Raw genomic sequence first — 19862 nt, 5'->3', positions numbered from 1 at the left:
ACCTAACCGCAAAGTGACCCAACGGCAACCGTGAACGGGCGGCTTCCGGCAAGCGCAGGGCGCGCGCTCAGCGGGTCCGGTCCGCGCGGCCTGCCGGGGCGTGGCACTTTTCTTCGACCAGGTCCGAGCGCAGCAGGGCGTTGATCCGGCGCTTCAACGCGGCCCGTTCGTCGTTCGTCAGATAAACAGATCGGGCCAGGGCGACGAATTGCGCGTCGAAGCGGGCGGCGGCCTCGCAGGCGCGGATGTCGTCTTCGATGTCCCACAGCGCCAGGTTCACGCGGCGCAGGCCGTCCATCAGCGGCGCAAGGCCGGGTTGCGGCAGGACGGGCCCGGCGACCTCGCGCAGCAGCGCAAGCTCGCGCCCCACATTGGCGCGGGCGGCGGGATCGGCGATCCGGTCGGCCTTGATCTCCAGAATGGTGATCTTGTCCAGAAGCTCTCCCCAGGACACGGGGGCGAGGGGCGCGGCGCGGAAGTTCCCGGTCATGGCTCACTCCCCTTCGGCAGGCTGCAACCGGGGCAGCGCGGCGGCGGCCCGGTCGATGACGCCCGCCCAATCGCCGGGCGCGGGCTGGCGCCAGACGCGCATGGCGGGATACCAGGGCGTCCGGGTGCCCTCGACCGGCCAGCGCCAGTCGGGGTCGTGCTTGGCCAACAGCCAGACCGGACGGCCCAGCACCCCCGCCAGATGGGCGATCATGGTGTCCACCGTGACGACCAGCGCCGATCCCGCGGCAAGCCGGGCGGTGCGCAGGATGTCCAGCGGGCAGCCTTCGGGGTTCAGCACCGGCAGCGCGGTCGGCCCCGGCATCAGCGACAGCGCGGGGCCGTGGCAGAAGGGGGCGAACATCGCCTCGGGGACGGACCGGTCCGCATCCCAGTCGCCCGCGCCCCAGCACAGCGCCACCGTGCCGGGCGGAAGGGGCGCGGGCGCGATGTCCAGCGCGGGCATCGGCGCGTCCCCGGGGGCGGCGCGCAGGGCTAGCGGCAGCTCCATGATCTCGATGTCGCAGTCGTGCGGCGGCAGGGGATGGGCAGGATCAAAGGGAACCAGCCGGTGGATGCCGGGAAAGCGCCGGAACAGCGGAAGAAGATGCGGCTGCATCTCGACCGTGACGCACGCCGCGCGGTCCGCCAGCAGCGGCAGGAAGCGCGAGAACATCAGCGTGTCGCCAAGCCCATGATAGCAACGCACCAGCACGTCCCGGTCCGCCAAGGGCCGGCCGTCCCATACCCAACGCAGGTGATAGGGCAGCCGGGGATCGTCGCGCGTGGCCGGGTCGCGCCCCGCCATCGCCTGTTCCGCGATGGCCCAGGCCATGGGAAAGTCGCCGCGCCGCATGGCGCCGGTCCAGGGATCGGTCATGGCGCCTAGCCGGCCGCTCCGGCGGCGGCGGGTTCGGCGGCCAGTTCCGCCGCGAACCAGGCGCAGGTCGCCTCCAGCCCCTGGGCCAGCGGAACCTGCGGCGCCCAGTCCAGCAGGGCGCGGGCGCGGCTGATGTCGGGGCGGCGGCGGCGCGGATCGTCCGTCGGCAGCGGGCGGTGCACGACGGGCGCGCGGGTGCCGGTCAGGGCGACGACGTGGCCCAGCAGTTCGTTCACCGTCATCTCGGCGGGGTTTCCCAGATTCACCGGCTGGGTTCCCTCGATGTCGGCTTCCATCAGCGCCATCAGCCCCGCCACCATGTCCGAGACATAGCAGAAGGAACGGGTCTGGCTGCCGTCGCCATAAACGGTCAGCTCGTCCCCGCGCAGCGCCTGGCAGATCAGGTTCGACACCACCCGCCCGTCGTTGGGGTCCATGTTGGGGCCATAGGTGTTGAAGATGCGCGCCACGCGCACGGCGGCCCGGCCCGCGCGGGCGTAATCGAAGGCCAGCGTTTCTGCGGCGCGCTTGCCTTCGTCGTAGCAGGCACGGGGGCCGGTGCAGCTGACATGCCCGCGGTAATCCTCGGCCTGGGGGTGGATCTCGGGATCGCCGTACACCTCGCTGGTCGAGGTCAGCAGGAACCGCGCCTTGGCCGTTTCCGCCAGCCGCAGCAGGTGGTTGGTGCCCAGCACGTTGGTCAGCATCGTGTGTTCCGGGTCGCGCTGGTAAAGCGGCGGCGAGGCCGGGCAAGCGAGGTTCCAGACCCGTGTGATGCGCGGGGCCAGGCGCAGCAGTTCGGGCGGCAGGGGATGGCTGATGTCGTGGCGCAGGAAGCGGAAGCGGGGCTGGCCTTCCAGCGCCCGCAGGTTCGAGGGCCGCGCCGTTTGCAGGTTGTCCAGGCAGAGGACCGATTCCCCCCGGTCCAGCAGCGCGCGGCACAGATGCGATCCGATGAAGCCCGCGCCGCCCGCGACGACGTTCAGCGCCAGCGGCCGGACGGTCGAGCCGGCGCGGCGATCCAGGTCGGTCTGATTCCTCATGCTGTCATCCTTCAGCTGTCGCGATTGATCGGGTTGCGGCCTTGCGCGTCGCCGCCTCGGCCAGATGGGCTTCCAGCTCGGCCGCGCGGTGGTCGGACGAATGCGCGGCGTCGATCCGCGCCCGGGCCGCCCGGCCGATCTGCGCGGCGTCGCCGTCCAGCGCGGCCAGCACCTCGGCGGCGCTGTCGGCCAGGACGATCTCCTCGCCGGGCCGGAACAGCGTCTCGATCCCGTCCCACCTGTCCGAGATGATGGGCGTGGCGCAGGCCCCCGCCTCGAACAGGCGGACCGAGGGCGAGAAGCCCGCCCGGATCATGTCGGCGCGCGTCACGTTCAGGGTGAAGCGGCTGGCGGAATAGAAGGCGGCGTGGTCGGCGGGCGGGCAATGCTCGATCCGTTCCACGTTCGCGGGCCAGTCGATGCCCGCCGGATACTGCGGCCCGGCCACGACAAAGCGCAGGTCGGGGCGGCTCCGGGCGGGTTCCAGCAGCAGCCGTTCCAGCGTCGGCTGGCGGTCGTCGCTGTAGGTGCCCAGATAGGACAGATCCCACCGCGCCGGGACATCGCGCGGGCCGTAAAGGTCCAGATCGACGGAACAATACAGCGCCCGCGCCATGGGCGATCCGTAATGGCTCTCGATATGGCGCAGCGTCGGACCGCCGGTGAAGGACAGATACAGGTCGAAGCCGGGGATCACGGCGGGCGACAGGTATTCGAAATCGCCCCGCTCCAGCTTTGCCAGCGTCACCGGCGTGTCGATGTCGTAGAAACCCGTCACGCCTCGCGCCCAGGACTGGACGCGGCGGGCAACCTCCACCCCTTCGGGGACATAGCTGCCGACGATCACCGCATCCGCTTGCGCGATCTCGTTCCGCCAGTGGTCCAGCGCCGCAAGATCGGCATAGAACGCCAACCGGCACCAGCCGGGGTCCGACAGGTCGCGCTGGCTGGCATACCAGGACACGTCGCGTTCCAGGAACAGGATGTCATGCCCGCGCCGGGCGAAGGATTTCAGCAGCGCGCGGAAGGTGGTGGCGTGGCCGTTGCCCCAGGACGACGACAGCGACAGCCCCAGAACGACCAGCTTCATGCCGCCATCCCCTTGGCCTGCGCGCGCAGCAGCGCGTCCACCTGCGCGCCGCGCAGGGCATAGGTGTGTTCGGCCTTGACCCGCGCCAGCGCGGCCTGCCCGATGTCCCTGGCCCGTTCCGGCGTCAGTGCCGCCAGATGGTCGGCCACGTCCTGGCCGTCGCGGGCCACCAGAACCTCGCGGTCGGGGGTCAGGAATTGCTCGATCCCTTCCCAGGCGTCGGTGATCAGGCAGGCGGCCGCGCCAGCCGCTTCGAAGACGCGGGTGGCGGGGGAAAAGCCCACGTTGGCCATGCTGTCGCGGGCGACGTTCAGGACGGCCAGCGGCGTGCAGTTGAAGGCGTTGTGTTCATGGGTATAGACATGGCCCAGGTGGCGGACATTGCCCGGCATGGGCTTGCTGTCCCAGCCGTTGCCGCCGATCAGGAAGCCGCGATCTGCCAGCATGGCCGCGGGCTTCAGGAAGAACTCCTCGACCCGCGCCTCGCGGTCGGGCAGGCGGTTGCCCAGAAAGGCCAGATCGGACGCGAACTTCGGATCGGCAGGCGCGGGGTGATGGGTCGAAGGGTCCAGCGCGTTGTAGACCGGCTCGCACAGCTTCGCGCCGAAGCCGCGATAAGCGTCCACCACCGGCGGCCCGCCGCCGTAGGTCAGCACCATGTCCAATCCCGGCAGCGCCTGCCGGACGGGATGGCCGGGGTCCGCGCGCATCTCGTCCAGGGTCGCCGCCGCGTCCACGTCCCAGAAGATCTTCAGCGCGCCGGGCTTGGCCTGCGCCACCACGCCTTCCAGCAGCTCGCGGTCGAAAACGCCGACGCCGTTGGCCTTGACCACGATGTCCGCGTCAGCCGCCTCGGCCAGGACGCCGCGCATGGCGTCGGCGGTGGCGGGATAGACGACCGAGCGGCACCAGTCGGGCGGGTCGATGTCGCGGTGCTTCTGCCGGTCGAAGGCGTCGGGTTCGTAGAAGGTGATGTCGTGGCCGCGCTTGGCCAGTTCCCCCAGGATGCCCCGGTAATAGGTGGCGGCCCCGTTCCAGTAGGACGACAGCAGGCTGGATCCGTAGAATGCGATCTTCATGCCGCGGAGGCTCCTTGATTGAGGCCGAGCGATGCGGCGATGGACAGCAGTTCCTGCGCGCGATGGGCGCAGGTGTGACGGGCGCGGACCGTTTCCAGCCCGTGCGCGACCAGCGAGGCGCGAAGGGCGGAATCGTTCGACAGGTCGCGCAGACGGGCGGTCATTTCCGCGCCGTCGCGCGCGAACAGGAAGTCCCGGCCAGGACGGAACAGGTTTTCGCTGTCCTCCCAGGGGGCCGAGACCAGCGGGATGCCGCAGGCCAGCGCCTCGAAGACGCGGATGGTGGGAATGCCCGGCAGCATCGTGGTGTAGAAGCGGCGCGGCACGTGGACGGTCGCCATGTGGCGGGCGAAGATGCCCGGCGCGGCGGCGTTCGGCGCCCAGCCGTGATAGCGCACGCCATAGCGGTCCAGCGCCGCCAGCGCCTCGGCCGGGTAGCGCACGCCGTAGATGTCGAGCGGCAGCCCCGCGTCCCGGGCGGGGCGGAACAGAAAGGTTTCCAATTCCCCGGTCCGTTCGCCGTCGCCCCAATTGCCGATCCACACAAGGCCGTTGCGGTCGGCTTCGTCGACGGGCGGGCGGAAAAGGCGGGTGTCGGCGGCCTCGTGCCAGGTCCAGACCCGGTCGCCCCAACCCCAGCGGCGATAAACCGCGCTCAGCGTCTCGCCGAAGGCCAGCACGCCGTCGAAGCCTGACAGGTCGAAGGCGCGGATCGCGTCGGGGTCGCTGACGGCGCGGTGATGGGTGTCGTGGAACAGCAGCCGGAAGCGCCCGCCGCCCCTGCGCGTCCGGCCCAGGGCCGCGGCCAGCGCGGGATCGTTCCATTCGTGCACGATTACCAGATCGGCGTCGCCCGCCAGATCCGCCGGGTCGGCGGCGGGATCATAGGTTTCGACCGACAGGTCGGGATAGTTCCTGCGGAACGGCTCCAACCCAGCCTCGCCGGCGTCGCGCAGCAGGTTTTCCAGGCTCCAGGCGCCCTGCGGTTCCAGGGCGCGGACGGCGTGGCCCCCGGCCGCCAGTTCCCGCAGCACGCCGCGCAGGAAATGGGCGTTGCCGTGGTTCCAGCAGCTTTGCAGCGAGTGGGTGAAATAAACGATCTTCATGCGGCTTGGGTCCGTATCGAAAGCGCGTCGCGGTAGATGGCGCCCATCCGGGCGGCCATCGCGGCGGGGGTATAGAGAGCGGCGCGCCGTCGGGCGGACGCGCCTTGCGCGGGGTCGGCCAGGGCGGCGCCGATGGCTTCGGCAAAGCCCGCCGCATCGCCGGGGGCGACAAAGGTGGCGGCGCCGTCCCACAGCTCGCGGAAGGTGGGGATGTCCGACAGCACCAGCGGGCAGCCCGCCTGCGCGGCCTCCAGCACGGCCAGGCCGAAGGGTTCGAAGCGGGCGGCGCTGACAAAGACGGGGCGGCGGGCCAGCCACTGTCCGATGATCTCGGCCGGCAGGGGGCCGGTGGCTTGCAGATGCGCGGGCGCGACGGTCGCGCCGTGGGGCGCGCGGGTGGCGCCGATGGCGACAAAGGGCGCGTCCAGGCGGGCGGCGGCGGCGTCCAGCGTGGCGGTGTCCTTGGCTTCGTCCCACAGCCGCCCGACCGTCAGCGCGCCATGGAACGGCCGCGCGTCCGGCAGAAGCATCGGCTTGCGGCCGTTGTGGACCGCCAGGGGCGGGACGGCCAGGCCATAGCGGCGGGCCGTCGCCTCGGCATAGGCGCGGGTCGGCGCCACCGTCCGATCCGCCGCGCGCAGGCCCTGGCCCACCAGATCGGGCAGCCAGGCCAGCCCGGGATCCACCGCCCCGCCGCGCGCCGCGTCCCACCAGGTTCCCAGGCAGCCGTGGTTCACCGCCACGACCGGCCGGCCGAAGCGCGCCACCGCCAGCGCGGGCGCGTTCAGATGCACCAGATCCGCGCCCGTTTCGCGCGCCAGCCCTGCCACCGCCTCGGACGCCGCCAGCACCGGCGCGGGGCCGTCGCAAAGCCAATCCAGCGGCAGGCCGGTTTCCACCAGCGTCACGCCCGCCGCAGCAGCCGCCGCGCGCTGATCGGGGTCGGGCGCGGGGCCAAGCACGGCCAGCACCACCTCGGCATCCAGCGCGGCGGCAAGGTCCAGCGCATACTGCCAGACGCCGCCCACCGCGTCGGCGGTCATCAGCACCCGCGTCATGCGGATTTCGCCAGGGGTTGGCCGATGGGCAGGTTGATCCCGCCCTCGGCCGCCAGCCATTGCGCCAGCCGGGTCACGCCGCTCTGCCAGTCCACCTTGGGCGAGAGATCCAGCGCCTGCTCGGCCGCGCGCGTGTCGGCCACGAAATACCGCTGGTCGCCCGCGCGCCAGTCGGAATAGGCGATCTCCACCGGACGGTCGAGGATCCGGCCCACGAAGTCCAGAAGCTGCCGCAGGCTGACCGCGTTGCGCGGCCCCCCGCCCAGGTTGAACACCCGGCCCGACACCTCGTCGATTCGCGCCCAGGCGGCCAGATAGGCCTCGACCGCGTTCGACACGTCCAGGATGTCGCGGACCTGGCAGCCGTCGCCGTAAAGCGTGATCCCCTGGCCCTTCAGCGCGCGGATCAGGAAATGGGCCACCCAACCCTGATCCTCGGTTCCCATCTGGCGCTGGCCGTAGATGCAGGACATCCGCAGGACGCAGGTGGGCACGCCGAAGCTGCGGGCGTAGTCCAGCACATACTGGTCCGCCGCGCCCTTGGAACAGCCGTAAGGGGTGTGGAAATCCAGCGGACGGGTTTCGCCGATGCCGTGGGCGCGGACCTGCGCGTCGGTGGGGCGGTAAGCCTCGGCCTCCAGGGCGAAGTCCAGGTCGGCCAGGTCGCCGTAAACCTTGTTGGTGGACGCGAAGACCAGCGGCGTGCCGTCGTTCTTGGCGCGCAGCGCCTCCAGCAGGTTCATCGTGCCGATGAGGTTGACGGTCATGTCCTCGACCGGCTCGACCATGCTGGTGGTCACGGCGACCTGGGCCGCCAGGTGAAAGACCGCCTTCGCCTGCCGCGCGGCCTGCGCCATGCGGGCGCTGTCGCGGATGTCGGCATGGACGTGTTCGATCCGCTCGCCATGGCGGGCTTGCAGCCAGGCGAGGTTGCGTTCCACGCCGGGGCGGCTCAGGGCGTCATAAACGATGACCCGGTGGCCGTCCCCCGCCAGCCGGTCGGCCAGGTTCGAGCCGATAAAACCCGCGCCGCCCGTGACCAGCACCGGGCGCGGGTCGCCGGCGGGTGAGGTGCGCCCCGTCATGCCACCAGCCCGCGCTTGTCCAGTTCCGCCCGCGCCTGTTCCACGCGGTCCACGGCGGTCTGGCTGGCGACCCATTCGGCCAGTTCCGCCAGCCCTTCTCGGAAATCGGTCCGCGCGGTGAAGCCCAGCGTCTCGGCGGCCAGCGCCGTGTCGCAGAAGCAGTGGCGGATGTCGCCGATGCGGGCCTTGCCGACGATCTGCGGCTCCAGCGCGTTGCGGCCCATGGCGCGGCCCAGTTCCTGCGCCACCTCGGTCACGGACCGGTCGTGGCCCGAGCCGATGTTGAAGGTGCCGCCCGCCGCCTGCGGCAGCGACAGCGCCTCGGCGAAGGCGCGGGCCACGTCCGAGACGTGAACGAAATCGCGGCGCTGCTCTCCGTCCTCGAAGATCATCGGCGCCTGGCCGTTCAGATAGCGCGAGGCGAAGATCGCCAGAACGCCCGTATAGGGATTCGACAGCGCCTGGCCGGGGCCGAAGACGTTGAACAGGCGCAGGCACACGCCTTCGATCCCGTAGGGCGCGGTCATGATATGGGTGGTGCGTTCCTGCACGAACTTGTTCAGCGCATAGATCGAGGCGAGGTTCGGGCGCTTCCATTCCGGCGTGGCGACCGGGGTCAGCGGGCGGCCCTGGGCATCGACCGGATCCCATTGCTTCAGACCGTCGCGGATGCCCACGCGCTCGGCGTTCTCGACCGTCTGGCCGTCGGCGTCGCGATACAGCCCCTCGCCATAGATGGACATCGACGACGCGGTGACGACCCGGCGCACGGGGTTGTCGATCAGTTTCTCGAACAGAACGGCGGTGCCCACGTCGTTGGTCGAGGTATAGCGTTCCACCTCGTACATGGACTGGCCCACGCCGACCTCGGCGGCCAGATGGATCACGCTGTCCACGCCCTTCAACGCGCGGGCCACGGCATCGGCGTCGCGCACGTCGCCGTGGATGAACTCGGCTTCCCCGTTCAGCGCGTCGGGGCGGCCCGCGCCCTCGCCATGGACCTGCGGGATCAGCGCGTCCAGCACGCGGACCCCATGTCCGCGCCGCAGCAGTTCGTCGGTGACAAAGCGGCCGATAAAGCCCGCGCCTCCGGTGATCAGAACCTTTTCCAAGATGTCCCCCGTTCTCTGTTTGAGAAATTGCAACGGTATCAGTGTTGTGATGTAAAAGCGCCCATGCAGGTTTTGTTCCATCTTCTTCATCATCTTTGCTGCTTGACACGGCCGCAGCCAGTCCGGAATGGCGCATGGGCGTGCTGATCGGTCTGGTCCGCCACGGCGCGCATGACGATCTGGGCACCTGGCTGAGCGGGCGGACGCGCGACATCGCGCTGAACGAGGCCGGGCGGGAGGAAACCGCGGCCCTGGCGAGGCGCCTGGCCGGGCGGGGGGTCGAAGCCATCGCCGCCAGCCCCCGCCGCCGCACGGCGGAAACGGCGGCCATCCTGGGCCAGATCCTGGGACCGGCCCCGGTTGTGGCCGAGGCCCTGGACGAGATCGACTTCGGCGCCTGGTCCGGTTCCCGCTTCGCCGACCTGGACGGCGATCCCGCGTGGCGGCACTGGAACGCCGCGCGCGGCGCCGCCCCCACCCCGGGGGGCGAAACGATGGAGGCCGCCGCGGCGCGGGCCGCGGCGCATCTGGACCGTCTGGCCGCGCAGGGGGGCGGTCCGGTCCTTTGCGTCAGCCATTGCGACGTGATCCGGGGGGTGCTGGCCCATGCCCTGGGCCTGTCCCTCGACAACATCCTGCGGTTCGAGATCGCGCCCGCATCCATCAGTTGGGTCATGGCGCATGGACAAGGCAGGATGCATGTCCTAACCATGAATGGCAGGGAATAACGGAACGGACGATGAACGCAGCGCAGATCGCCCAAAAGGCCGAAGGGCTTGGCCCATGGTTCCAGAACCTCGACCTTTGCGGCGTTGCGACGGCGCCCGGGCATTTCCTTGGGGATTATCCCGCCGACAAGTTCGCCCGCTTTGCGCATCTGGTGCCCGAAGACCTGACCGGCAAGTCCGTGCTGGACATCGGCTGCAACGCGGGCTTCTACAGCTTCGAGATGCGCCGGAGGGGGGCCGCCCGCGTCCTGGGGATCGACACCGACGCCCGCTATCTGGCGCAGGCCCGCTTTGCCGCCGAGGTTCTGGACATGAGCGGGGTCGAGTTCCGCCAGACCGGCGTTTATGACGTGGGCGCCCTGGGCGAACGCTTCGATCTGGTGATCTTCATGGGCGTTCTCTACCACCTGCGCCATCCGCTGCTGGCGCTGGATCTGATCCGCGAACACGTGGCGGACGATCTGATGCTGTTCCAGACGCTCACGCGCGGTCCCGACAGCGTGGCCGTCCAGGCCCCTGACTACGACTTTTCCGAGGACGCCCATTTCCAGCGGCCCGACTGGCCCCGCATGGCCTTTGTCGAGCATGAATGGGCCCATGACTGGACGAACTGGTGGGTTCCGAACCGCGCGGGGGTCGAGGCGATGCTGCGCGCCTCGGGCTTCGCGGTGGAGTCCGGCCCCGCCGACGAGGTTTATCTGTGCCGCACCGCCGAGGTGCCTTTCGCCAAATACGGACCGCACGCGGTCTATCCCAGCCAAGGAGACGCCGCGCGATGATCGAGGCCGCGATGATCTGGAACGAGCCGAACAACAAGTCCCATTGGGATCCCGAACTGGACCCGGACTGGTCGCGCTTTGCCCGATGCGTCACGCTGGCGGGCCAGGCGATCCAGGCGGCGAACCCCGCGGTCACGCGGGTGCTGGGCGGCATGTCGCCCATCGACCCCCTGTGGCTTCAGCGGATGGGGGGTCACGGCGCGCTGGATCATGTGGACGTGGTGGCCGTTCACGGCTTTCCGCTGGACTGGAACCTGTGGCAGATCCACGAATGGCCCGCCAAGGTGGCCGAGATCGAGGCCGTGACGGACAAGCCCGTCTGGGTGACCGAGGTCGGCGTCGGATCCTTCGGCGCGGAAGAAGTCCAGGTCTTCGGCGTCGAGACGACCGCCAAGCTGCTGGTCGGCCGCGTGCCGCGCATCTTCTGGTATTCGCTGTTCGACCTGCCGCAGGAATGGGGCGCCACGACCCGGCACCGCGAGGCCGAGGGCAGCTCCTATTACCGCCACTTCTACATGGGCCTGATCCGCGCCGACGGCACGCCCAAGCCGGGGCTCGAGGCCTATGCCCCCCACGCAGCCGACATGGGGCTGATGCAATGGTTCCATTACCAGGATCCGCGCCTGGACGACGCGGTGGCCTGGATGAAGCGGCTTGGCGTGCGTCACCTGCGCACGGGCCTGTCCTGGGCCGACAGCTTCCGGCCAGACGCGCTTGGCTGGTTCGACCGGCAGATGGAGGCGCTGGCCGATTTCGACACCACCGTCACCTTCTGCTTCACGCCCGAACATCTCGGCCCCGGCGCGCATCACACCAGCCCGCCGCACGATCCGCAGCAAATCGCCGATTTCTGCGCCGCGATGATTGAACGATATGCGCCCCGCCGGGTTGAAGGCACGCCGCCGGCGTTTCAGCCGGCCCTGACGTGAAGGCCATGACATGAAAGACGCCCACATGCCGATCAACATCGCCATCATCGGCGTCGGCAACTGCGCCAGTTCCCTGGTGCAGGGACTGACGCATTACACTGGGCGCAACGATGCCACGGGGCTGATGCACCACAGCCTTGCGGGCTATCGCCCCGACGACATCCGGGTGGTCGCCGCCTGGGACATCGACGCCCGCAAGGTGGGCCGCGACGTGGCGCAGGCGATCTTCGCCCTGCCGAACTGCACCGCCGTGTTCGCGCCCGAGGTTCCCGACACGGGCGCCGTGGTCCGCATGGGCCGCATCCTGGACGGCGTGGCCGAGCACATGGCCGACCACCCCGAGGCCCGCACCTTCGTGCCCGCCGACGAACCCGAACCCACGCGCGAGGATGTCGTGGCCGCGCTGCGCGACGCGGGTGTGGACGTGCTGATGAACTATCTGCCCGTGGGCAGCCAGAAGGCGACCGAATTCTATGCCGAATGCGCGCTGGAGGCGGGCGTGGCATTTGTGAACAACATCCCGGTCTTCATCGCCTCGGATCCGGCCTGGGCCGAACGGTTCCAAAGGGCGGGCGTGCCGATCATCGGCGACGACATCAAGGCCCAGCTTGGCGCGACCATCGTCCACCGGGTGCTGACCGACCTGTTCCACAAGCGCGGCGTCAAGCTGTGCCGGACCTATCAGCTCAACACCGGCGGCAACACCGACTTCCTGAACATGGCCAACCGCAAGCGGCTGGAAAGCAAGAAGATCTCCAAGACCGAGGCCGTGCAGTCGGTTGCCGCGGAACGCATGACGGACGACAACATCCATATCGGCCCTTCCGATTACGTCGCCTGGCAGAACGACAACAAGGTCTGCTTTCTGCGCATGGAGGGAGAGCTGTTCGGCGGCGTGCCCATGAACCTGGAGCTGCGCCTGTCGGTCGAGGACAGCCCCAATTCCGCGGGCGTCGCCATCGACATGATCCGCTGCGCCGCCATTGCCCGCGACCGCGGGCTTGCCGGTCCGGTGATCGCCCCCGCCGCCTATTTCTGCAAGCACCCGCCCGAGCAGATGACGGACGACGAGGCCCACGAGGCCGTCGAGGCCTTTATCGCGGACGCCCGGGCCGTCGCGGTCCCGCTGCCGTGACCGTTGCCGGGATGACCGGGAACGCCATCTTTTCCAGACCATCGACGGACAAGCGCAGATGACCCAGACCATGCGTGCGGCGGTTCTTGAGGGACCGCAGCGGTTTTCCATGGCCGAAGTGCCCGTGCCCGCGCCCGCCCCGGGCGAGGTGCTGATCCGGCTGGAAGGCTGCGGCGTCTGCGCCTCCAATGTCGAACCCTGGGAAGGCCAGCCCTGGTCCGCATGGCCCGGCGCGCCCGGCGGCATGGGGCACGAGGCCTGGGGCCGCATCGCCGTCCTGGGCCATGGGGTCCAGGGCCTGGTGGTGGGCCAGCGCGTGACGGCGCTGACCGAACGGTCCTATGCCGAATACGACGTGGCGCCCGCCGCGATGGTGGTGCCGCTGCCCGCCGCCCTGGACGGGATGCCGGTTCCGGGCGAACCCGTGGCCTGCGCCATGAACATCTTCGACCGATCCGACATCCGCGCGGGCCAAACCGTCGCGATCGTCGGCATCGGTTTCCTGGGCGCGATCCTGACGCGTCTGGCGGCCGACGCCGGGGCAAGGGTGATCGCCGTGTCGCGCCGGGCCGAGACGCTGGATCTCGCCCGCCGGATGGGGGCGGCGGAAACCATCCCCATGGACGACCATTGGCGCATCATCGAGGACGTGCGCCGCCTGACCGGCGGCCGCATGGCCCATCGGGCGATCGAATGCGTGGGCAAGCAATGGCCGCTGGATCTGGCCGGGGAACTGGTGGCCGAGGGCGGGCGTCTGGTGATCGCGGGCTATCATCAGGACGGGCCGCGGCAGGTGAACATGCAGATGTGGAACTGGAAGGGCATCGACATCGCCAGCGCCCATGAACGCGACGCCGGCGTCCGCGTGGCGGGCCTGCGGGCGGCGGTGGAGGCGCTGGCAACCGGGCGGCTGGACCTGGGGCCGCTGCTGACCGGCACCTATCCGCTGGACCGGCTAGGCGAGGCCCTGGCCGCGACCCGCGACAAGCCCGGCGCCTTTGTCAAGGCCTGGGTGGCACCGTGACCCCGCGCCTCGGATTTCTGGGCGCCGGCTGGATCGGGCGGCACCGCATGGCGGCGCTGGCCGCGACCGGCCTGGCAGAGATCGTGGCCCTGGCCGAGCCGGACGACGCCAGCGCCGCCGAGGCGCTGACGCTGGCCCCCGGCGCGCGGCGGGTGGCCGGGCTGGAGGCGCTGCTGGCCTGCGACATCGACGCGGTGGTGATCGCCACGCCAAGCGCCGCGCATGCCGAACAGTCCATCGCCGCGCTGAAGGCCGGCAAGGCGGTGTTCTGCCAGAAACCCCTGGGCCGCACCGGGCCGGAGGTGGCGGAGGTGGTCGCCGCGGCGGCCCAGGCCGACTGCCTGCTGGGCGTGGACCTGTCCTATCGCCACACGGCCGGAATGGCCGCGATCCGCCCGCTGCTGGACACGGAAAGCCTGGGCCATGTCTTCGGCGTGGACGTGACCTTTCACAACGCCTGGGGCCCGGACAAGCCGTGGTTCTACGACCCGCGGCTTTCGGGCGGCGGTTGCGTGGTGGATCTGGGCGTCCACCTGATCGACCTTGCCTTGTGGTCGCTGGGCTGGCCCGCCGTGACGGGCGTCGAAAGCCGCCTTTACGCCAAGGGCGCGCCGTTGGCCGATCCGGCGCGGCAGGTCGAGGATTACGCCACGGCCACGCTGGACCTGGCGGGCGGCACGGTGGTGCGGCTGGCCTGTTCCTGGGGCTTGCAGGCGGGCCGCGAGGCCGTGATCGCGGCCGAGTTCTTCGGCACCGAAGGCGGCGCGTCCCTGCGCAACGTGAACGGTTCCTTTTACGACCTGCGGGCCGAACGCCACCACCACATCCGCGCCGAACCTTTGGCCGAGCCGCCCGACGACTGGGGCGGGCGCGCGGCGGCGGACTGGCTGACGCGGCTGGCCGGGGGCGCGCGCTTCGACCCCGACGCGCGGCATCTGGTGACGGTCGCGCGGGTCATCGACCGGATCTACGGGCGATAGGATGCGCGTCGGAGTTCTGACCTTTCACCGCTGCATCAACTATGGCAGCTATTGGCAAGCCCGCTGCCTGGTTCAGGCGATCGCCGCGCGCGGCCACCACGCCGTGCTGCTGGACCACCAGTCCCGCGACGTGACCTCGCGCGAATGGCGCTATGCCTTTCAGCCCTTGACGCCGGATCGGTCCTCGCGGGCGGACGTGGCGCGATACGGGCGCAAGCTGCGCAAGTTCATCGCCGCCTTTGACGCCCTGCCCTTGTCCGCGCCCTTCGACCTGGACGATCCCGCCGCCATGCCGCCGGTCGATTTGGCCGTGATCGGCAGCGACGAGGTGCTGAACCTTTCGCACCCCTGGTACGGCGGCAAGCCGATCTTCTGGGGCGAGGGGCTGGCCGCGCCCCGCGCCGTGACCTATGCGGCCAGCTTCGGCAACTATGCCGCGCCCTTTGTGGAACCCCAATGGTCGGCCCGGCTGCGCGACTTGGACGCCATCTCGGTCCGCGACGACAACAGCCGGGGGATCGTGGCGGCGGCCACGGGACGCGCGCCCGCCATGGTGCTGGATCCGGTGCTGCTGAACCCGCCGCATGCGGAACCGGCGGACGAGGCCCCTTATGTCCTCGTCTACGGCCACCACATCCCCGAATGGTTCGCCGGACGCGTGCGACAGGCCGCGCGCGACCGGGGCTTGCGGACGATCAGCGTCGGCTATCGCAACGATTGGGCGGACGAGCAGCGCCTGGAAGCCGGGCCGCAGGAATTCGCGGCGCTGATGGCGGGGGCGTCGGCGGTTGCCACCACCTATTTCCACGGCTGCTGCTTTGCGCTGCTGAACGGCAAGCCGCTGGCCTGCGCGCCGTCCGATTACCGTTGGACCAAGGTCCGCGACCTAACCGCGCTGCTGGGCGCGGAACGCCGCCTGACCTTCGAGGACCGCGACCCCGGCGAGGTGGGCGCGCTGCTGGCCGAACCCATCCCGGACAGCGTCCTTGCGCGGATCGCGGATCTGCGCGCGCAGTCGGCCGCCTGGCTGGACGCGGCGCTGGCGGGGCGGGCATGACGCGCGCGCTCAGCCCCGCCGAGATCGTGCGGTCCGGCCTGTGCATCGGCTGCGGGGCCTGCGCGTCCGGCGCGGATGCCGCGATGGCATGGGACGGCTATGGGCAGCTCAAGCCCTCGGGGCCCGCCACGCGGCGGCGCAGCGAAGCCTTTTCCGCGCTTTGCCCCTTTTCGCCCGAAGCGGCCAACGAGGACGCCATCGCCGCCGCCCGCTTTCCCGACGCGCCGCGCCGGGACGCGCGCCTTGGCCGCCACATGTCCTGCCATGTCGGCGCGGCGGCCGAGCCGCCTTTCCGCGAACGCGGCAGTTCCGGCGGCATGGTCAGCTGGGTCGCCGCCGAGCTGATGCGGCGCGGAGAGATCGACGGCGTGTTGCACGTCCATCCCGGCGCGCCGGGCCAGCCCTTCTTCGGCTATCGCATCAGCCGCTCGCAGGACGAACTCTTGGCGGGCGCGCGGTCGCGCTATCACCCGGTTCACCTGGCCGAAGTGCTGGATCAGGTCCGCGCCACGCCGGGGCGTTACGCCGTGGTGGGCATCCCCTGCTTCATCAAGGCCGTGCACGGGGCCCGCGCGCAGGACGCCGTTCTGGCCGAGCGGATCACGCATCTGCTGGGCCTGTTCTGCGGCCACATGAAAAGCGCGCGCTTTGTGGAAAGTTTCGCCTGGCAGTTGGGGGCGGACCACGACCGCGTGCGCGCCGTGGAATACCGGCTGAAGGACGCGGGCCGCCCGGCGAACTGGTATACCGCCCATCTGACGCTGGACAACGGCGGCACGGTGCAGAAGGACTGGTTCCACCTGGCCGACGGCGATTGGGGCGCGGGCTATTTCCAAAACAGCGCCTGCAACTTTTGCGACGACGTGGTGGCGGAAACCGCCGATGTCAGCTTCGGCGACGCCTGGGTCGAACCCTATTCGTCGGACGGACGAGGAACAAACGTCGTGGTGGTCCGCGCCCCGCTGATCCAGCGCCTGATCGACGAGGGCGTGGCCCAGGGCCGGCTGGATCTGCGACAGGTCGATGCCGATTTCGTGGCCGACACCCAGGCTGCGGGCTTCCGCCAGCGGCGCGAAGGGCTGGCCTATCGCCTGACCTGGGCGAAACGCGGCATCCGCCCGGTCAAGCGCGTGGCGCCCCGGGCGACGGGGATCGGCTGGCGGCGCAAGCTCGTTTATCGCACCCGGGCCGCGATCAGCCGCGGCTCGCACCGGATGGCGCGGCTGGCGGCGCTGACCGGGCGTCCCCGGATCTATCTCGGCTGGGCGCGCGGGGCCTATGCGGTCTACGAGGGGCTGACCTATCACCGCGGCCCCCTTGCCCCGCTGTTCGACCGGATCGGGCGGATGGCGCAGCGCCTCCGGTCCTAGAACCGCATCGCCGCCCCGCCGGCCACGCTCGGGCGTGCGTCGGGCACCGCCGGGAACGGCCGGGGTCGCCGTCCGGGTATAGCCGTCCGGATCGCCCGGTTCCCGGCTCGAGAGCCTCCAGCCACAGAACGGCGACATCCAGGACCTTGAAGGGATCGCCATTCCGAACGACGCCCGGCGGCAAAGGGATGATGCGGGTTCGGGCCGGGATCGGTCTGGCCCATGACCTGGCCGGGATTGCCCCGGCGGCAAGCGGATCGGAAACAACGCCGCCGAAAGGCATGATGCTGAACGTCACCCATGCCCATCGGAGCCAGGGCCGCCGGACCCGGGCCGACTGGTGCACCCCCCCCCCTGCCCCTGTCCGGAGACGGCTTGGGATACGGCCCGCTTGGCCGCAACTCCGGCGAGGTGCTGGGCATCGTCGGCAAGATCGTCGTGACGCCCCGATCTTTCGCGGCGGCGCCGTTGGTCCATGACGACGGCTCGGTCCGCACCCGGAACCTGGCCGAGATGGAACTGCCGGCCAAGGATTTGCGGCCACCCCCCTGGCCGACCCGAGGCGTGCCGCCTGATCTTTGCCGAACCCCTGCCCTTTCTGGCGGAACTGCGGGCCGAAAGGCCGGCCTGGAACCTGGGCGAGGTGACGCTTGTCACGCGGTTCGCCGATTGCATGACCGTGCTGCGCCGCCATCGGATCATCGGCGTGGACCTGGTATCGGCCCAGGCAGGGTGGCTTTTTCATGGCCCAGGAGGACAGGGCGGCTGGATCGACCCGCGCGCCTGCGATGCGCTGGAGGGCGCGCCGGGCGGGCTGGATCTGGTGCGCCTTGTGACGCGCGGGTTCCGGTGGAGCTGGTGCAAGAGTGGCTCGGCCTGACCGGATCGGACCCGGACAAGCCGATCGACTGGTCCTGCTGATACAAGCAGAACGCCTTCTGGAACCAGCCCTTCGCCCCTGTCGTGCCCGGTATCGGCCAGGCCGCCATCGTCGCGCGGCGGGATCGCGCGAACACGTGGATGGCCTTTTGCCCGGCGCGGCCGGTCGCGCGGCGGGCCGCAGCGATCCGGCTGGGCAGCGACGCCCGCGATCCCGCCATCCGGGTGGTGCGGCTGGCGTTGGACGGCGGGCTGGCCTTCGGGCTGCGCCACGCGCTGTTCAACATCGGCGGGCTGCTGATCGGCGCGGCAGAAACGACCTCGTACGCGGTCTGCAACGCCCTTGTGGAACTGCGCGGCGATCCCGCCGGGCACGACCGTGCCGGCCGTCACCCATGCGGCGTGTTCGACCCCGAGGGCTTTCCCGATCCCGGCCGCTTCGATTCCGGGCGCGACCTGTCGGGCAGTCTCACCTTCGGCCTGGGCCGCCATGCCGCCGCCGCCATTGTGCCCGAGATCGCGCGCCTGATCCCGCTGGACGACCGCCTGACCCTGCGCCTGGACCCAATCGGCCTGCCCGAAAAGACAACTTTCCCTGCGCGTAAAGAGCAGACATAAAAGAACCACCAGCCGGGCGGCGCCGTTATGTGTGTTGCTTGCGAGTGCTTGCCGGCCGGCTGGTTTCCTTTCCCCGATCCATCCCCGAAACGATCCACAGAAATTGTGGACAACTGCGCTGTTCCGGCCCAGATCTTTCGGCAACAGTCGGCCGGATGCGGCCCCTTCAAGGATGAGACCATGGACGAATATTGCCTTTGCCTGCGCGACAACCCGCATTTCCGGCTGACCAGTGACGGCCAGGGCTTTGACGCCCACGCCGAACCGATGGTCTTTGCAAGCTATGACGAGGCTTACGAATACACCTTGAAGAACAACACCAGCCCGCAGCTGGAGGGCGTTTCGGTCGAGATCGTCAAGTCGGACGCGTGATGGCGCTGCCTTGATCCGGCGATGGCCATCGCCTGTGCCGCGCCCCGACATCGCGACCTGAACGGACAGGTCTTTCGGGGCCGGGGATGGCAGCGCCCTGCGCCCAGGAAAACCTCCTTTCGGCGATCCCCCGCGCCAATGTCGGTCCGTCAGCACCGGGTTGACCGATCCGACCGTCGGGATCAGGGACTGGTCGCAGGCGAAGCATCTGCCGAGGCGGGGAAAGCGGCCCAGGGGATCGGGCACGGAGGACGCCGGATCCTCGCCCATCCACAGCGTGCCCGCCTCGCGATAGGCGCCGCCGAAGCCCCGGCGCAGGCCGGGAAGGGCCGGTCCAGCGGAAAAGGGCCGCGTTCCAACCGCCGTCATACAGGTATTCGATGGTGCCGGGGCTGCCCGCGATGGCCTGGGCCAGATCCAGCGCCGCCCGGTCCGTGGCCTGCCAGGCGCCAAGATCCGCCGAGCCGGGCTTGATCTGGACATAGGCGCGCGGCACGCCCAACTCGTCCGTCTCGAAGGGGCTGAGGTTGATCCAGCTGCCCGCGGCATTCGGCACCCCGGCGCAGTGGTCGCTTGGGATCAGGCGCGGGCACCAGCCGATCCAGAACGGCGACTTGCCCCCAGGCAATAGACCAGGCGCGGGAAATCGGCGTCGCCCTGTCAGGGCAGCCCTCAGACCAGTTCGCGCGCCATGCCCCCGTTGGTGGCCCGGGGAATGGGCGCGGGAATGGCAGAGCCGACGTCGGCAAGGTTCTGGACATCCTCGGTCACCAGGAAGTCGCCCGCATCCAGCACCAGAACCCGCTTGCCCGGATGCAGCCGGACGATCTTGGCCGCGCAATAGGCCCTGCACATTCCCGCGCCCACGACCACGGCGTCGAAGGGCGCGCCGCCGTTGCTGGTCGCCTCGTCCCAGGTGCCGCGCACGAAGCGCGCCGCGGCGTCGGCGCCGAAGGACGTGCGCTGGACATCCACCTGCGCGGAAGCGGGATCCAGGCGTGGAAGCGGCATCGTCTTGCCCCGATCTGTTGCAGCCCCCGGGCGCGGCG

The 19862-nt window shown here is 70.2% G+C and carries 21 protein-coding genes; 11 read left to right on the top strand and 10 right to left on the bottom strand.

The genetic code is table 11. The annotated features are described in order from the left end of the window. Positions 1 to 67: 67 nt before the first annotated feature. The 9 genes from ACFOM8_RS17555 to ACFOM8_RS17515 are packed head-to-tail and all read right to left on the bottom strand — an operon-like array spanning position 68 to position 8942. Entirely contained in the window at positions 68 to 490 is a 423-nt protein-coding gene (locus tag ACFOM8_RS17555; RefSeq protein WP_377763428.1) for a DUF6165 family protein, read from the bottom strand. Between the two features lie 3 nt (positions 491 to 493). Continuing rightward, positions 494 to 1369, bottom strand: a complete 876-nt coding sequence (locus ACFOM8_RS17550; RefSeq protein WP_377763427.1) for a hypothetical protein — start codon at positions 1367 to 1369, stop codon at positions 494 to 496. A gap of 5 nt (positions 1370 to 1374) precedes the next feature. Then, positions 1375 to 2412: a UDP-glucuronic acid decarboxylase family protein gene (locus tag ACFOM8_RS17545; protein WP_377763425.1), complete on the bottom strand. Its 1038-nt coding sequence runs from the start codon at positions 2410 to 2412 to the stop codon at positions 1375 to 1377. Between the two features lie 4 nt (positions 2413 to 2416). After that, a complete protein-coding gene (locus ACFOM8_RS17540; RefSeq protein ID WP_377763423.1) occupies positions 2417 to 3502 on the bottom strand; it encodes a CgeB family protein in 1086 nt (361 codons plus the stop codon). Further along, on the bottom strand, positions 3499 to 4581 hold the full coding sequence (locus ACFOM8_RS17535; RefSeq protein WP_377763422.1) for a CgeB family protein: 1083 nt from the start codon (positions 4579 to 4581) through the stop codon (positions 3499 to 3501). Before ACFOM8_RS17535 ends, ACFOM8_RS17540 begins: the two co-directional genes overlap by 4 nt. Then, positions 4578 to 5687, bottom strand: coding sequence for a CgeB family protein (locus tag ACFOM8_RS17530; RefSeq protein WP_377763421.1), 1110 nt, complete (start codon positions 5685 to 5687; stop codon positions 4578 to 4580). Before ACFOM8_RS17530 ends, ACFOM8_RS17535 begins: the two co-directional genes overlap by 4 nt. Continuing rightward, the gene (locus tag ACFOM8_RS17525; RefSeq protein WP_377763420.1) at positions 5684 to 6745 is read right to left on the bottom strand and encodes a glycosyltransferase family 4 protein; all 1062 of its coding nucleotides are present in this window, start codon (positions 6743 to 6745) and stop codon (positions 5684 to 5686) included. Before ACFOM8_RS17525 ends, ACFOM8_RS17530 begins: the two co-directional genes overlap by 4 nt. Continuing rightward, a complete protein-coding gene (locus ACFOM8_RS17520) occupies positions 6742 to 7830 on the bottom strand; it encodes an SDR family NAD(P)-dependent oxidoreductase (RefSeq protein ID WP_377763418.1) in 1089 nt (362 codons plus the stop codon). Before ACFOM8_RS17520 ends, ACFOM8_RS17525 begins: the two co-directional genes overlap by 4 nt. Further along, positions 7827 to 8942 (bottom strand): NAD-dependent epimerase/dehydratase family protein, encoded by a 1116-nt coding sequence (locus ACFOM8_RS17515; RefSeq protein ID WP_377763417.1) that lies wholly within the window; start codon positions 8940 to 8942, stop codon positions 7827 to 7829. The genes ACFOM8_RS17520 and ACFOM8_RS17515 overlap by 4 nt, the downstream gene beginning before the upstream one ends. A 134-nt stretch (positions 8943 to 9076) precedes the next feature. On the opposite strand from ACFOM8_RS17515, the gene ACFOM8_RS17510 reads away from it, so the two are divergent. From ACFOM8_RS17510 to ACFOM8_RS17460, 11 genes are all read left to right on the top strand, one after another. Continuing rightward, positions 9077 to 9670: a histidine phosphatase family protein gene (locus tag ACFOM8_RS17510; RefSeq protein ID WP_377763415.1), complete on the top strand. Its 594-nt coding sequence runs from the start codon at positions 9077 to 9079 to the stop codon at positions 9668 to 9670. Positions 9671 to 9681: 11 nt separating this feature from the next. Continuing rightward, complete coding sequence (locus ACFOM8_RS17505; protein ID WP_377763414.1) at positions 9682 to 10449, top strand: TIGR04290 family methyltransferase; 768 nt, start codon at positions 9682 to 9684, stop codon at positions 10447 to 10449. Further along, positions 10446 to 11378, top strand: a complete 933-nt coding sequence (locus tag ACFOM8_RS17500) for a glycosyl hydrolase (protein WP_377763413.1) — start codon at positions 10446 to 10448, stop codon at positions 11376 to 11378. Before ACFOM8_RS17505 ends, ACFOM8_RS17500 begins: the two co-directional genes overlap by 4 nt. A 10-nt stretch (positions 11379 to 11388) precedes the next feature. Beyond that, complete coding sequence (locus ACFOM8_RS17495; protein ID WP_377763411.1) at positions 11389 to 12513, top strand: inositol-3-phosphate synthase; 1125 nt, start codon at positions 11389 to 11391, stop codon at positions 12511 to 12513. A 58-nt stretch (positions 12514 to 12571) separates the two neighbouring features. Then, on the top strand, positions 12572 to 13537 hold the full coding sequence (locus ACFOM8_RS17490; RefSeq protein ID WP_377763410.1) for an MDR/zinc-dependent alcohol dehydrogenase-like family protein: 966 nt from the start codon (positions 12572 to 12574) through the stop codon (positions 13535 to 13537). Continuing rightward, a complete protein-coding gene (locus tag ACFOM8_RS17485; protein ID WP_377763409.1) occupies positions 13534 to 14517 on the top strand; it encodes a Gfo/Idh/MocA family protein in 984 nt (327 codons plus the stop codon). Before ACFOM8_RS17490 ends, ACFOM8_RS17485 begins: the two co-directional genes overlap by 4 nt. 1 nt (position 14518) lies before the next feature. Next, positions 14519 to 15574, top strand: coding sequence for a polysaccharide pyruvyl transferase family protein (locus tag ACFOM8_RS17480; RefSeq protein ID WP_377763407.1), 1056 nt, complete (start codon positions 14519 to 14521; stop codon positions 15572 to 15574). After that, positions 15571 to 16944: a Coenzyme F420 hydrogenase/dehydrogenase, beta subunit C-terminal domain gene (locus ACFOM8_RS17475; RefSeq protein ID WP_377763405.1), complete on the top strand. Its 1374-nt coding sequence runs from the start codon at positions 15571 to 15573 to the stop codon at positions 16942 to 16944. Before ACFOM8_RS17480 ends, ACFOM8_RS17475 begins: the two co-directional genes overlap by 4 nt. A gap of 475 nt (positions 16945 to 17419) precedes the next feature. Beyond that, positions 17420 to 17824, top strand: coding sequence for a hypothetical protein (locus ACFOM8_RS17470; RefSeq protein ID WP_377763404.1), 405 nt, complete (start codon positions 17420 to 17422; stop codon positions 17822 to 17824). 83 nt (positions 17825 to 17907) lie between these two features. Beyond that, on the top strand, positions 17908 to 18441 hold the full coding sequence (locus tag ACFOM8_RS17465; RefSeq protein WP_377763403.1) for a hypothetical protein: 534 nt from the start codon (positions 17908 to 17910) through the stop codon (positions 18439 to 18441). Positions 18442 to 18621: 180 nt separating this feature from the next. Further along, entirely contained in the window at positions 18622 to 18813 is a 192-nt protein-coding gene (locus ACFOM8_RS17460; protein WP_377763402.1) for a hypothetical protein, read from the top strand. Positions 18814 to 19485: 672 nt separating this feature from the next. Here ACFOM8_RS17460 and ACFOM8_RS17455 read toward each other — a convergent pair. Beyond that, positions 19486 to 19824 carry a hypothetical protein gene (locus tag ACFOM8_RS17455; protein ID WP_377763400.1) on the bottom strand — a complete coding sequence of 113 codons (339 nt, stop codon included), beginning with the start codon at positions 19822 to 19824 and terminating at the stop codon, positions 19486 to 19488. Between the last annotated feature and the right edge of the window lie 38 nt (positions 19825 to 19862).

Source organism: Paracoccus angustae, assembly GCF_042648745.1.
Lineage (GTDB): Bacteria > Pseudomonadota > Alphaproteobacteria > Rhodobacterales > Rhodobacteraceae > Paracoccus > Paracoccus angustae.
The sequence above is the reverse complement of the archived record's forward strand: the minus strand, read 5'-3'. Positions and strand labels throughout refer to the sequence as shown.

Excerpts from the sequence above, each read along its gene's own strand:
- ACFOM8_RS17530 (WP_377763421.1), bottom strand. The coding sequence starts at position 5,687 with ATGAAGATCGTTTATTTCACCCACTCGCTGCAAAGCTGCTGGAACCAC.
- ACFOM8_RS17540 (WP_377763423.1), bottom strand. The coding sequence starts at position 3,502 with ATGAAGCTGGTCGTTCTGGGGCTGTCGCTGTCGTCGTCCTGGGGCAAC.
- ACFOM8_RS17535 (WP_377763422.1), bottom strand. The coding sequence starts at position 4,581 with ATGAAGATCGCATTCTACGGATCCAGCCTGCTGTCGTCCTACTGGAAC.
- ACFOM8_RS17500 (WP_377763413.1), top strand. The coding sequence starts at position 10,446 with ATGATCGAGGCCGCGATGATCTGGAACGAGCCGAACAACAAGTCCCAT.
- ACFOM8_RS17545 (WP_377763425.1), bottom strand. The coding sequence starts at position 2,412 with ATGAGGAATCAGACCGACCTGGATCGCCGCGCCGGCTCGACCGTCCGG.
- ACFOM8_RS17555 (WP_377763428.1), bottom strand. The coding sequence starts at position 490 with ATGACCGGGAACTTCCGCGCCGCGCCCCTCGCCCCCGTGTCCTGGGGA.
- ACFOM8_RS17460 (WP_377763402.1), top strand. The coding sequence starts at position 18,622 with ATGGACGAATATTGCCTTTGCCTGCGCGACAACCCGCATTTCCGGCTG.
- ACFOM8_RS17455 (WP_377763400.1), bottom strand. The coding sequence starts at position 19,824 with ATGCCGCTTCCACGCCTGGATCCCGCTTCCGCGCAGGTGGATGTCCAG.
- ACFOM8_RS17510 (WP_377763415.1), top strand. The coding sequence starts at position 9,077 with ATGGGCGTGCTGATCGGTCTGGTCCGCCACGGCGCGCATGACGATCTG.
- ACFOM8_RS17525 (WP_377763420.1), bottom strand. The coding sequence starts at position 6,745 with ATGACGCGGGTGCTGATGACCGCCGACGCGGTGGGCGGCGTCTGGCAG.
- ACFOM8_RS17480 (WP_377763407.1), top strand. The coding sequence starts at position 14,519 with ATGCGCGTCGGAGTTCTGACCTTTCACCGCTGCATCAACTATGGCAGC.
- ACFOM8_RS17520 (WP_377763418.1), bottom strand. The coding sequence starts at position 7,830 with ATGACGGGGCGCACCTCACCCGCCGGCGACCCGCGCCCGGTGCTGGTC.
- ACFOM8_RS17495 (WP_377763411.1), top strand. The coding sequence starts at position 11,389 with ATGAAAGACGCCCACATGCCGATCAACATCGCCATCATCGGCGTCGGC.
- ACFOM8_RS17470 (WP_377763404.1), top strand. The coding sequence starts at position 17,420 with ATGACGACGGCTCGGTCCGCACCCGGAACCTGGCCGAGATGGAACTGC.
- ACFOM8_RS17550 (WP_377763427.1), bottom strand. The coding sequence starts at position 1,369 with ATGACCGATCCCTGGACCGGCGCCATGCGGCGCGGCGACTTTCCCATG.
- ACFOM8_RS17505 (WP_377763414.1), top strand. The coding sequence starts at position 9,682 with ATGAACGCAGCGCAGATCGCCCAAAAGGCCGAAGGGCTTGGCCCATGG.
- ACFOM8_RS17490 (WP_377763410.1), top strand. The coding sequence starts at position 12,572 with ATGACCCAGACCATGCGTGCGGCGGTTCTTGAGGGACCGCAGCGGTTT.
- ACFOM8_RS17475 (WP_377763405.1), top strand. The coding sequence starts at position 15,571 with ATGACGCGCGCGCTCAGCCCCGCCGAGATCGTGCGGTCCGGCCTGTGC.